At 63.9% G+C, this 12,338-nt stretch carries 12 protein-coding genes; 6 read left to right on the plus strand and 6 right to left on the minus strand.

Annotation, left to right across the window (positions count from 1 at the left end; all coding sequences use genetic code 11):
* Positions 1 to 109: 109 nt before the first annotated feature.
* Together ahcY and C0V75_RS04695 are read left to right on the plus strand one after the other, a co-directional pair.
* Complete coding sequence (ahcY, locus tag C0V75_RS04690; RefSeq protein ID WP_101919696.1) at positions 110 to 1,510, plus strand: adenosylhomocysteinase; 1,401 nt, start codon at positions 110 to 112, stop codon at positions 1,508 to 1,510.
* Positions 1,511 to 1,686: 176 nt separating this feature from the next.
* Positions 1,687 to 2,028 (plus strand): DUF2853 family protein, encoded by a 342-nt coding sequence (locus C0V75_RS04695; RefSeq protein ID WP_101919697.1) that lies wholly within the window; start codon positions 1,687 to 1,689, stop codon positions 2,026 to 2,028.
* A 244-nt stretch (positions 2,029 to 2,272) separates the two neighbouring features.
* Here C0V75_RS04695 and C0V75_RS04700 read toward each other — a convergent pair whose 3' ends face one another.
* The 4 genes from C0V75_RS04700 to tsaD are packed head-to-tail and all read right to left on the minus strand — an operon-like array spanning position 2,273 to position 5,033.
* A complete protein-coding gene (locus C0V75_RS04700) occupies positions 2,273 to 2,692 on the minus strand; it encodes an EVE domain-containing protein (protein ID WP_101919698.1) in 420 nt (139 codons plus the stop codon).
* A complete protein-coding gene (locus C0V75_RS04705) occupies positions 2,692 to 2,964 on the minus strand; it encodes a YciI family protein (RefSeq protein ID WP_101919699.1) in 273 nt (90 codons plus the stop codon). Before C0V75_RS04705 ends, C0V75_RS04700 begins: the two co-directional genes overlap by 1 nt.
* 3 nt (positions 2,965 to 2,967) lie before the next feature.
* The gene (locus tag C0V75_RS04710) at positions 2,968 to 3,942 is read right to left on the minus strand and encodes an NAD(P)H-dependent glycerol-3-phosphate dehydrogenase (protein WP_101919700.1); all 975 of its coding nucleotides are present in this window, start codon (positions 3,940 to 3,942) and stop codon (positions 2,968 to 2,970) included.
* Complete coding sequence (gene tsaD / locus C0V75_RS04715) at positions 3,939 to 5,033, minus strand: tRNA (adenosine(37)-N6)-threonylcarbamoyltransferase complex transferase subunit TsaD (RefSeq protein ID WP_101919919.1); 1,095 nt, start codon at positions 5,031 to 5,033, stop codon at positions 3,939 to 3,941. The genes C0V75_RS04710 and tsaD overlap by 4 nt, the downstream gene beginning before the upstream one ends.
* Before the next feature lie 42 nt (positions 5,034 to 5,075).
* On the opposite strand from tsaD, the gene C0V75_RS04720 reads away from it, so the two are divergent.
* The 4 genes from C0V75_RS04720 to C0V75_RS04735 all read left to right on the plus strand — a co-directional run bounded on the left by C0V75_RS04720 (position 5,076) and on the right by C0V75_RS04735 (position 9,798).
* Positions 5,076 to 5,807: a uroporphyrinogen-III synthase gene (locus tag C0V75_RS04720; protein ID WP_101919701.1), complete on the plus strand. Its 732-nt coding sequence runs from the start codon at positions 5,076 to 5,078 to the stop codon at positions 5,805 to 5,807.
* A gap of 68 nt (positions 5,808 to 5,875) precedes the next feature.
* Complete coding sequence (locus tag C0V75_RS04725) at positions 5,876 to 7,027, plus strand: COG4223 family protein (RefSeq protein WP_101919702.1); 1,152 nt, start codon at positions 5,876 to 5,878, stop codon at positions 7,025 to 7,027.
* A 12-nt stretch (positions 7,028 to 7,039) separates the two neighbouring features.
* A complete protein-coding gene (locus C0V75_RS04730; RefSeq protein ID WP_101919703.1) occupies positions 7,040 to 8,521 on the plus strand; it encodes a heme biosynthesis protein HemY in 1,482 nt (493 codons plus the stop codon).
* Between the two features lie 179 nt (positions 8,522 to 8,700).
* Positions 8,701 to 9,798 carry a TRAP transporter substrate-binding protein gene (locus C0V75_RS04735; protein WP_101919704.1) on the plus strand — a complete coding sequence of 366 codons (1,098 nt, stop codon included), beginning with the start codon at positions 8,701 to 8,703 and terminating at the stop codon, positions 9,796 to 9,798.
* A 58-nt stretch (positions 9,799 to 9,856) separates the two neighbouring features.
* Here the strand turns inward: C0V75_RS04735 and C0V75_RS04740 are convergent, their stop codons facing one another.
* Complete coding sequence (locus tag C0V75_RS04740) at positions 9,857 to 11,665, minus strand: TRAP transporter large permease subunit (RefSeq protein WP_101919705.1); 1,809 nt, start codon at positions 11,663 to 11,665, stop codon at positions 9,857 to 9,859.
* Positions 11,662 to 12,246 (minus strand): TRAP transporter small permease subunit, encoded by a 585-nt coding sequence (locus tag C0V75_RS04745; protein WP_101919706.1) that lies wholly within the window; start codon positions 12,244 to 12,246, stop codon positions 11,662 to 11,664. Before C0V75_RS04745 ends, C0V75_RS04740 begins: the two co-directional genes overlap by 4 nt.
* Positions 12,247 to 12,338: the final 92 nt, after the last annotated feature.

Genomic DNA, 12,338 nt, shown 5'->3' on the forward strand with positions numbered 1-12,338 from the left:
GCCCCTGCGGCCTTTTGCGCGTTCATCAGCATAGCCGACCGTTCCATTGTCCAATCCCGCCTCTCATGCTATCTGCCGCCGCAAAGCAAGGTTCAAGGAGCAACGGCAGATGCCGCAGGATTACATCGTCAAGGATATCGCGCTGGCCGAATTCGGGCGCAAGGAACTGACCATCGCCGAAACCGAAATGCCGGGCCTGATGGCCTGCCGCGAGGAATTCGGAGCCTCCAAGCCGCTCAAGGGCGCCCGCATTGCCGGTTCGCTCCACATGACGATCCAGACGGGCGTCCTGATCGAAACCCTCGTCGCGCTGGGCGCGGATGTGCGCTGGGCGTCCTGCAACATCTTCTCCACCCAGGATCACGCGGCCGCCGCGATCGCCAAGGCAGGCGTGCCGGTCTTCGCGATCAAGGGCGAAACGCTGGAAGAATACTGGGAATACACCGACAGGATCTTCCAGTTCGGTGGCGAGGGCGGCACCTGCAACATGATCCTCGACGATGGTGGGGATGCGACGCTCTACATCCTCCTCGGCGCGCGGGTCGAGGCGGGCGAAAAGGACATCATCGAGGTTCCCACCTCGGAAGAAGAGGTCTGCCTGTTCAACCAGATCAAGAAGCGCCTCGCCGCCTCGCCCGGCTGGTTCACCAAGCAGCGCGCCGCCATTCAGGGCGTGTCCGAGGAAACCACGACCGGCGTGCACCGGCTTTACGAGCTGCACAAGAAGGGCCAGCTTCCCTTCCCGGCGATCAACGTCAACGACTCCGTCACCAAGTCGAAATTCGACAACAAGTATGGCTGCAAGGAATCGCTGGTCGATGGCATCCGGCGCGCCACCGACACCATGATGGCCGGCAAGGTCGCCGTCGTCTGCGGCTATGGTGACGTGGGCAAGGGCTCTGCCGCCTCGCTGCGCGGCGCGGGCGCGCGCGTCAAGGTCACGGAGGTCGATCCGATCTGCGCCCTTCAGGCCGCGATGGACGGCTACGAAGTCACGATCCTCGAGGATGAGATCAAGACCGCCGACATCTTCATCACCACCACCGGCAACAAGGACGTCATCCGGATCGAGCATCTGCGCGAGATGAAGGATATGGCCATCGTCGGCAACATCGGCCATTTCGACAACGAGATTCAGGTCGCCGCCCTGCGCAACCACAAATGGACCAACATCAAGGATCAGGTGGACATGATCGAAATGCCCTCGGGCAATCGCATCATCCTTCTCTCCGAAGGCCGCCTGCTCAACCTCGGCAATGCCACCGGCCATCCGTCCTTTGTGATGTCGGCGTCCTTCACCAACCAGGTTCTGGCGCAGATCGAACTCTGGACCAAGGGCAAGGACTATGCACCCGGCGTCTATATCCTGCCGAAGCAACTCGATGAAAAGGTCGCGCGCCTGCACCTCAAGAAGATCGGCGTGAAGCTCACCGAACTGCGCCCGGACCAGGCCGCCTATATCGGCGTGAAACCCGAAGGCCCGTTCAAGCCGGAACACTACCGCTACTGATCTCTGGCCAAAGCCTCCGGATCGAACCCCCGTCCGCACCAGGACGGGGGTTTTTCGTGTCCAAACTGCCGAAATCCCGCCCGGCGGCAAAAACATTTTGCACGCCCAAGCGATGACCGTAAGCTTTCCTTACGGCGGGCAGGCCATCGCCGGACTTCAGGGAGAGTTTGAAGAACATGAGCAAAAGAGCCGAACTGATTGCGAAATACGCCGAAGACCTCAAGTCCAAGTGCAAGATCACGCCAGACATGGCGCTTCTGGAAAAGGTCACCATCGGCTGCGGCCCCGCCATCTACAGCGCCGACAGCGAAACCGTCGCCGCCTCCGACAAGGAAGAACTGGAACGCGTGAAAACGAACTTCCTGATGAAGAAGCTCGGTCTTCCGGATTCGCCCAAGCTGATGGAAGCGATCAACGCCGTGATCGACACCTATGGCCGGTCCGAACGGAACAAGTATCGTCCCGTTGTTTACTACATGCTGGTAAAGCATTTCGGCAAGGAAAAGGCCTACGCCTGAAGGCCGCCGCAGCGGATCGCCCCGCGCTGCGGCGCGGGGCAAGAACATCTAAAATCCGCGACACTATCCCTTTGCCCTGACCTGCGCCTTCCGGCAAGGTGATGGGGCAGGGCAGTATGTCCGGAACCCGATTTTCATATCACGCACAGCGCATGGGGAGTGTGTGGGGTGGATGGAGGGTTCCGTAGGGGTGCGGGCCCTCCATTTCCTTGTTTTGCTGCCCAACTGCAAAACCACGCGCCCTCTACCCCGTCAGTCCCCCCATGCGGCACAGGATCCGCCATTCTTCGGGCGTCACCGGCTGCACCGACAGTCGGGTATTGTTCACCAGAACCATCCGTTCCAATCCCGGCTCCACCTTGCAGGCCTCAAGGCTCACAGGCTTTGGCAAGGCTTCCACTGCCCTGACCATCACGCAATCCCAACGCGGATCATCCGTCGTGCTGTCCGGCGCACTTTCCCGGATAACCTCGACGATCCCCACGATCTCCTTCCCGATGTTGGAATGGTAGAAGAACCCCAGATCCCCAACCTTCATTGCCCGCATGTTGTTGCGCGCCTGATAGTTGCGCACCCCGGTCCACTCTTCGCCAACCGCCCCTTTCGCCACCTGATGCGGCCAGCCAAAGACATCGGGCTCCGACTTGAACAGCCAATAGGCCATCAGCCGATCACCTTCTTCCATTCCCGGACATCGACCGACTGGAACAATCCCGCCTTCGCATAGGGGTCCTGCACCGCCCAGTCCCGCGCCTGATCCAGGGTCTCGACAGTCAGGATGACCAGCGACCCCACCATCTCGCCCGCCCCGTTCAGGAACGGCCCCGCCATCTCCACAACGCCCGACGCTTCGATATGCGCCAGATGCGCCGGCCGGTTCTCCTGCCGCACATGCAGATGTCCCGGCTTGTCGATGCAGATCAACGCAACGCGCATGGTTCACTCCTTCTTCAACGGACGCGACAACAGCGTCTGCATTGCGGTGGAAAGGTCAAGCCTGCCATCCACAAGGGCGGCCACCATCGTCGTGACCGGCATGTCGAGATCAAGCTTTTTGGCAAGGTTAGAGACTGCTTTTGCCGTCGCCGCGCCCTCGACGGTGACAGATGGGTCGAAGCCCGTCCCCGCCCCCAAAGCCATGCCATACCGGAAATTCCGCGATTGCGCCGAAGTGCATGTCAGTATCAGATCGCCCAGCCCCGACAGGCCTGACAGTGTCTCCGTCCGCGCGCCCAGCAACAGGGCAAGCTTCGCCATCTCGGCATAGCCGCGCGTCATGAGGGCCGCCCTGGCCGACTCCCCCAATCCGGCGCCCATCACCACCCCGGCGGCAATCGCGATGACGTTCTTCAGCGCCCCTCCCAGCTCCGCACCAGTCACATCATCCGTTCGATAAAGGCGCAGAGTGGGCGTCGAAATCAGGCGTTGCAGCATCTCGCCGTCCCGGTCCTCCCGACAGGCAAGCGTCAGCGCCGTTGGCAATCCCCTCGCGATGTCGGCAGCAAAGCTCGGCCCTGTCAGAACCGCGTGTGGCGAACCCGGCAAAGCCTCTGCCATGATCGCAGAGGGGCCGGTCAGGGTCTCCAGATCAACGCCCTTGCAGCAGGCCACCAATGGGCGATCCGTCAGCGCCCTCCCTGTCGTCGCCAGAAACGCGCGAAGACCTTGCATCGGCAGGCAGAGCAGAACGGCCTGACTCTCCGCAATTTCCGCGATCTCCGCAGTAACAGAGACGTTTTCAGGAAAAACGACACCGGCCAATCGGGCGCGGTTCTCTCGCCCGTCCCGCATCGCCGCAACCTGTTCCCTGTCCCGCGACCAAAGCGATACGGCGCGCCCGTCACGGGCCAGCGTCACAGCCAGCGCCGTTCCAAACGCCCCGGCCCCGACAACCCCGATCCGCGGCGCGCTCACGCCTTTGCGCCTTTCTTCCCGGACCCGATCATCGGCACCGCCCGCCCGTCCAAAGGCCAGCGCGGACGCGCGATCAGGTCCGTGCCGGGCATCAGTCCCGCACGATGCTGTTCGATCCCGGCCCAGGCGATCATGGCGGCGTTATCGGTACAAAGCCGCAAGGGGGGCGCAACGAACCGCGCGCCGGATTCCGCACAAACAGTCTCTAACATTGCCCGAATGGCCTTGTTTGCTGCCACACCACCCGCCACGGCCAGCGCTGGCTCCGCCGGCCTCTCCGCCAGATGAACCGCCAGCGCGCGGCGTGTCTTCTCGGCCAGAACATCCGCTACCGCTGCCTGAAACCCGGCACAGAGATCGCGCCGATCCTGCACGGTGATCCCGCCCTTCTGTACCACCAGAGCATCCCGCGCCCGCAGCAGCGCAGTCTTCAGCCCCGAGAAGGAAAGGTCGCAACCGGGCCGGTCCAGCAGGGGCCGCGGAAAGGCAAAGCGCCTCGCATCGCCTTGGGCCGCCTCTGCCTCCACCACCGGCCCGCCCGGCTGTGCAAGCCCCAACAGCTTCGCCGCCTTGTCGAAAGCCTCACCCGGCGCATCGTCGATCGTGCCGCCAAGACGCCGGAACCGATCCACGCCGTCCACGATCAGGAACTGACAATGCCCGCCAGAAACCAGCAAGAGCAGATAGGGGAAGGCCAGCCCCTCCGTCAGCCGCGGGGTCAGGGCATGGCCCGCCAGATGGTTCACCCCCCAAAGCGGCTTGCCCGATCCTGCCGACAGGCCCTTGGCGATCATAACCCCGGACAAAACCCCCCCGATCAGTCCGGGACCAGAGGTCACGGCGATCCCGTCCACCTCTGCAAGGGAAAGCCCCGCCTCCGTCAGGGCGCGCTCCACGCAATCATCCAGCCGCTCTGCATGGGCCCGTGCCGCGATCTCCGGCACAACCCCACCAAAGGCCGCGTGCAGAACCGCCTGACCTTCCACGACAGAAGACAGAAGCTCAGGCGCGCCATTCTCGCCAAGTCGCACCACGGCGGCGGCACTGTCGTCGCAGCTCGATTCGATGCCAAGGAAGGTAAGCGCTGCCATATCCATTGCCCGCAGGGATCGCTTGGGGGTAACACCCTTGCCATGGCCCCGCAATCCCGCCCCCTTCCCCTGCTTCTCACCCGCCCCGCCACGCAGGGAGACCGCTTCGCCGCCGATCTGGCGGCCCGGTTGCCGGGCCGGTTCGACATGGTCCGCACACCGCTGATGGAACCCGCCTTCCTATCTCCGGTCTGGCCCGAGGCGGCATACACCGCCCTTATCCTCACCTCGGAAACAGGGGTCGAAGCCGCCGCCCGCCTGCGCGAGGCAGGGCGTACTCTGCCCACAACGGCATGGTGCGTCGGCGACCGTACCGCAAAGGTCGCAGAGTCGGCCGGATTTCGCGCCACCTCCGCACAGGGCGATGCCGAGGCGCTACTCGCCCTCATCCTCGCGTCCAACGATCCCGGCCCCTTCCTGCATCTGCGCGGCCGCGAGGCGCGCGGCGATATCGCGCCAAGGCTTGCCGCCCAAGGCAAACCCGCCCATGCCGCCATCGTCTATGCCCAGGAACCCTTGCCCCTGAACGGGCAGGCCCAGGCGGCGCTCTCCGGCCCTTCGCCCGTCCTCGTTCCGCTCTTTTCGCCGCGCTCCGCGGCGCTCTTTGCCGCGCAGGGTCCTTTCACGGCCCCACTGTGGATCGCAGCCATCAGTCCGGCCACGGCCCGGGCAACTGCACCTCTCGCACCGGCCCGGCTGCTTGTGGCTGATCACCCCGATGCTGCGGCAATGACGACCGTCATCGAAACGATGATGAACGACCCCGCTTCTTGAACCTGCAATGCTCCGGGGATTAGGGTGTCAGATGAACCGCCCGACACTGCCGGGAGAAGGAGCCGACCATGGCCAGACGCAAGAACGACGAATCCACCCCGGCGGAAGAGGGCGATCTGATGGCCGTGGTCGAGGCGACCGATCCACAGGCCATCGACTCTGCACCCCCCGTCCCGCCCGAACTGCCACCGGCCACCGAACCGACGGCGCAACCTCACCCAACCAGGGCCCCCGGTGGCGGCGGGGCAGGGGCCTTCCTTGCCATGGTCCTCGGCGGTGCCATCGCCGCAGGGGCGGGCTTCGGTCTCGCCCGCCTGATGCCCGATCTTCTTCCTCTCGGCACCGACAACACCCTCGCCGCCACTGTCGCCGCGCAGGCAGAAGAACTGGCCGCCCTGCGTGAACAACTCGCCGCCCTGCCTGCCAAGCCCGCTCCCGACCCCGGACTCGAATCTCGCATCACGGCCCTCGAGGCTGCCGCCGCCCCGGATCTCTCCACCCTTGACACCCGCCTTGCGACCCTTGAATCGCAAGTGGCGGCCTTGCCTGTAGCCTCAGGTAACGGCATTTCCGCCGATCCCGCCCTCCGCGCCGAACTCGCCGCCCTGAAAGAACAGGTGGCAACGCTCGGAACGGGTGGAACGGTTCCCGCCGATGTGATCGCCGCAGCCGAAGCCGCCGAGAACCGCCTCAAGGAGGCCGAAACCCGCGCCGCCGCCCTTGCCGAGCAGGCGACAAAGGCCGCTGCCGAGGCACGGCGCACGGCCGCGCTCGACCGCATCGCCGCCGCTTTCGACAGTGGGGCCCCCTTCGCTGCCGCTGCCGCCGATCTCGGCCCCGCCTTGCCAGCCGACCTTGCCGATCACGCCGCCACCGGCCTGCCCACCCTGCGCGAACTTCAGGACAGCTTCGAAGACGCCGCCCGTCGCGCCCTCGAAGATGCCCTTCGCGCGAACATGGGCGAAACCTGGACGGACCGGGTCTCCAACTTCCTCCGCAGCCAGACCGGCCTGCGGTCCCTCACCCCGCGCGACGGCGACGATCCCGATGCCGTCCTCTCCCGCGCCGAGGCGGCGCTGGGCGCTGGGCGCCTCGCCGACGCCCTCGCCGAACTCGATGCCCTGCCCGAAGCAGGCAAACCTGCCCTGGCCGACTGGGCTGCACAGGCCCGCATCAGAACCGCCGCTGAAGATGCGCTCGCGCAGCTCCAGGCACAGTAGAGGGCACCCGGAATGATCTGGTCCCTCGCCAAGGTTCTGCTGTTCCTTCTGATCCTCGCCACCCTTACCCTTGGGGCAGAGGTTCTGCTCAACACGGGGGGCGGCATCCGCATTGCCGTGGCCGGATACGAGTTTACCCTCGGCCCGCTTCAGGCATTCATCACCTTTCTCGTGATGATCGTCCTCGTCTGGCTCCTGATGAAGCTGGTGGGTTTCATCATCGCCCTCTTCCGCTTCCTCAACGGCGATGAAACCGCGATCAGCCGCTATTTCGACCGCAACCGCGAACGCAAGGGGTTCGAGGCTCTCTCCGAAGGTCTGATGGCATTGGCCGCTGGCGAAGGCCGCCTCGCCCTCAACCGAGCGATCAAGGCCGAGAAATACCTCGCCGACCCGCATCTCACCACGCTCCTCGTCGCCCAGGCGGCCGAGGCGGCAGGCGACACCCGCCGCGCGACCGAGGCTTACAAGGAACTGCTCTCCTCCGATGTCACCCGCTTTGTCGCCATCCGTGGCCTGTTGCGGCAAAAGCTGACCGAAGGCGATACCGATACTGCCCAGAAACTCGCGATCAAGGCGCTGGAACTGAAACCCCGGCACGAAGAGACGCAGGATATCCTGCTGAAACTTCAGGCTGAAAGCAGGGACTGGAAGGGTGCTCGCACCACCCTTGGTGCCAAGATGAAGGCGGGCGCCCTCCCGCGCGATGTCTATCGCCGCCGCGATGCCGTTCTGGCCCTGCAACAGGCGCAGACGATCCTTGATGAAGGCAGCAGTCTCGAATCGCGCGAAGCAGCCATCGAAGCGAACCGGCAATCCCCCGACCTGATCCCGGCCGCCGCCATGGCCGCTCGTGCTTTGGCAGAGAAGGGCGACAAGAAAGGGGCAACCCGCGTCCTCAAGAAGGCATGGGATGCCAAGCCGCATCCCGACCTTGCCGCCGCCTTTGCCGATATCGAACCGGGGGAAAGCCCCTCGCAGCGCCTCAAGCGGTTCCGCAATCTCGTCGCGAACCACCCGCAGCATGAAGAGACCCGCCTCCTGCTGGCGGAACTCAACATCGCCGCCGAAGACTTCCCCGAGGCGCGGCGCGCCCTCGGCGACATTGTCGAAACCCATCCCACCCAGCGCGCCCTCGCCATCATGGCCGCCATCGAACGCGGTGAAGGCGCAGACGAGGCGGTGGTGCGCGGCTGGCTGGCCAAGGCGCTCATCGCGCCGCGCGGTCCGCAATGGTGCTGCGACAAATGCCATGCGGTCCATGCCAAATGGGATCCGATCTGCGACAATTGCGGTGGCTTCGACACGCTGTCCTGGCGCGAACCGCCCGAACGCAGCGGCCCCTCCGCCACAGGGGCAGAGCTTCTGCCCGTCCTTGTTGCTCCGCCAAAGCCCGTATCGGACCCGCAACCGCAAGGGGAAGACAAGGCGCCCGAGGCGCCAACTGAACCGGAAGTCATCGACCTGGAGGCAATCGTCCGCAGGGGCGGCTAGGACAGTGCCGAAAGTGTCGGCACTTGCCTGAAAAGCAAGCCTTTACTTTGGGTTAACTATTCTTCCTCAACACCGAAAAAGCGCCCTTCGCAGGCATTAGGGCTTGCGTCTGCCGCAGGTTGCAGAAATAAAATTTCGCTATAGTTACGTCGCACAAAACGAAACTCGGGAGGAAACCAATGGATCGTCGTTCATTCCTGACCAAGGCCGCCGTCGGCGGTGTTGGTGCCGCAGCGCTGGCCGCTCCGGCCATCGCCCAGACTGCGCCCAAGGTCACATGGCGCCTCACCTCGTCCTTCCCGAAGTCGCTCGACACGATCTATGGCGGGGCGGAAGTTCTGTCCCGCATGGTGTCCGAGGCTTCGGAAGGCAATTTCCAGATTCAGGTCTTCGCTGCCGGCGAACTCGTCCCCGGCCTGCAAGCCGCCGATGAAGTGACCGCCGGCAATATCGAGGCCTGCCACACCGTCGGCTACTACTACTGGGGCAAGGATCCGACCTGGGCCGTCGCTGCAGCCGTTCCCTTCTCGCTCTCGGCGCGCGGGATCAATGCCTGGCACTACCATGGCGGCGGGATCGACCTCTACAACGAATTCCTCGCCCAGCATAACATCGTGGCACTTCCGGGCGGCAATACCGGCGTGCAGATGGGTGGCTGGTTCCGCAAGGAAATCAATTCGGTGGCCGATCTTCAGGGTCTGAAGATGCGGGTCGGTGGCTTCGCCGGCAAAGTCCTCGAAAAGCTAGGCGTCGTGCCGCAGCAGATCGCGGGTGGCGACATCTATCCGGCACTGGAAAAGGGCACCATCGACGCGGCCGAATGGGTCGGTCCCTATGACGATGAAAAGCTCGGCTTCAACAAGGTCGCGCCCTTCTACTACTACCCCGGCTGGTGGGAAGGTGGTCCGACCGTCCACTTCATGTTCAACAAGGCCCAGTACGACGCGCTGCCGCCGCAATACCAGTCTCTGCTCCGCACCGCGGCGCAGGCGGCTGATGCGAACATGCTCCAGATGTACGATTACAAGAACCCCACCGCGATCAAGTCGCTGGTCGCCGGCGGCGCACAACTCCGCCCCTTCTCGCCCGAAATCCTCGAAGCCTGCTTCAACGCCGCGAACGAGGTCTATGCCGAGATGGAGGCAACCAACCCCGCCTTTGCCAAGCTCTGGGGGTCGATCAAGGCCTTCCGCAAGGAAAACTACACCTGGGCGCAGGTGGCGGAATACAACTACGACACCTTCATGATGCTGCAACAGAACGCCGGAAAGCTCTGATCACAGCCATCACGGCAAAAGGCAAAACCCCCGGTCGAAGGACCGGGGGTTTTTTCGTTCAGTCGCCTGTCGCCGGGGCCTGCAACGCGGCCGGGGGCTGGCCCAACCCGCCCCCAGGCTGCAAGGCGGGCGGCGTGCCAAGTCCACCCGGCGCCGGCGCGGTGGCTCCGCCTCCGGGCTGCAACCCGGCTGGCGCACCAAGTCCGCCGCCCAACGCGCCCGGTTGCCCCAAACCCCCAAGACCCCCGCCCAGCGGTTGCAGCGTCGGCATCTCGATGGTCACGGTCGCAGGGTCCACCACCGGCGCCTTGTAATGCAGCACAAGCTGCGGGAAGACGATCACCACCACCACCATGAAAAGCTGGATCATGATGAAGGGGATAGACCCGGCATAGATCTGATCCGTCCGGACCGGATCTTCCAGCTTGCCCGTCACCGTGTCCCTGTAGCGCGATTTCGGCGCAACCGACCGCAGGTAAAACAGCGCAAATCCGAAGGGCGGCGTCAGGAACGACGTCTGCATGTTCATGGCAAGGATCACCCCAAGCCAGATCAGGTCGATCCCCAGCGCATCCGCGGCCGGAACGATCAGCGGCACGATGATGAACACCAGCTCGAAGAAATCCAGGAAGAAGCCAAGCAGGAACAGCACAAGGTTCACCACGAAAAGGAACCCGTATTCGCCTCCGGGGACAGAGGTCAGCAGATGCTCCACCCAGACATGGCCATTAACCCCATAGAAAGTCAGCGAAAAGACCCGCGCTCCGATCAGGATGAACATGACAAAGGCCGACAGTCGCGTCGTCGCTGCAAGGGCCTGGGTGATCACCGTGAGTTTCAGCCGTCGCTTCATGAAGGCGAGGATCAGCGCCCCCACCGCCCCCATCGCCCCGGCTTCGGTCGGCGTCGCCAGTCCGATGAAGATCGTCCCAAGAACCAGGAAGATCAGCGCAAGCGGAGGGATCAGCACGAATATCACCTGCTGCGCCAGCCGCGACATGGTGTTCAGCCCCAGCATCTTGTCGGCCAGCGTATAGCCATAGATGACCAGAACGCCCACGACGGCGCCAAGGATATCCGCATTCGCCCCATGCGTCGGATAAAGCCAGACATGCGCGCCATAGCCGATCGCCATCAGTGCGACCATCGCCACCAGCAGGGACTTCACCCCCCGCCCCAAGGTCCGCACTTCGGGCGGCAGGGCAGGCACCGCATTGGGCCGGAAGATCGACAGCAGGAAGATATAGGCCATGTACAGCCCGGTCAGGATCAGCGCCGGAAGGATCGCCCCGTGATACATGTCCCCGACAGACCGCCCCAACTGATCCGCCAGCACGATCAGGACAAGTGACGGCGGCACGATCTGCGCCAGCGTCCCGCTCGCCGCGATCGTCCCCGCCGCCACGCGCCGGTCATAGCCATAGCGCAGCATGATCGGCAGGCTGATCAGCCCCATCGCGATCACCGACGCCGCCACGACCCCCGTCGTCGCCGCCAGCAGTGCGCCCACCAGGATCACCGCATAGGCCACGCCACCCCGGATCGGCCCGAACAGTTGCCCGATCGTGTCCAGCAGGTCCTCCGCCATCCCGGATCGTTCCAGCACGATCCCCATGAAGGTGAAGAAGGGAATGGCCAGCAGCGTCTCGTTCGACATCACCCCCCAGATGCGGTTCGGCAAGGTGTTCAGCAGCGGCCAGTCCAGCGTGATCGACCCGCCCGAAAGCGGCGCCAGCTCCACCCCGATGAAAAAGAAGACAAGCCCGTTCGCCGCGAGGGCAAAGGCCACCGGATAGCCAAGGATCAGAAAGATCACCAGGCTCGCAAACATGATCGGCGCAAGGTTCAGGGCAATGAATTCAATCATTTCCGCACCTCTTCCAGCAAGGCCTGCGCTTCAAGCTCGGCCTGTTCCTTTGCGTTGTGGAACGGATGCGGGTCCTCGATCAGCCCGCGCATGATGGCGATCTTCTTGATGATCTCCGAAATGCCCTGAAGCGTCAGAAGGATGAACCCGACCAGCAGGATCGCCTTCGCCGGCCAGATGATCAGCCCGCCGGAATTCGTCGAAACCTCGCCGCTCCGGAAGGATGAGGCGACATAGGGCACAAGGTAATAGACCATCAGCAGCGCGAAAGGCATCAGGAAGAACAGATGTCCCAGCAGGTCGATCCACTGCCGCGTCCGGTCGCTCACCCGGCCATAGAGAACGTCGATCCGCACATGTTCGTTCTGCTTCAACGTGTAAGCCGCAGCCAGCATGAAGGCCGCGCCGAACAGATACCATTGCAGTTCCAGCCAGGCATTGGACGAAGTCGAAAACACCTTCCGCACCACCGCATTGCCCGCACTGACCAGAATGGCGATCAGGATCAGCCAGCCGACAGCCTTCCCCACGATCACGTTGAAACGGTCGATGAGTGCCGAGAGTCCAAGCAGACCCTGCATCCGAATTCCCCCCTGAAGCCCAGCCGTTCAGACGGCCTTTTCTTGGCTTACCTAACTAGGGGACGTGGGGGGGTGCGTCAATCGAAAGGGTC

The sequence above is a fragment of the Tabrizicola sp. TH137 genome (genome assembly GCF_002855575.1).
Classification (GTDB): Bacteria; Pseudomonadota; Alphaproteobacteria; order Rhodobacterales; family Rhodobacteraceae; genus Paragemmobacter.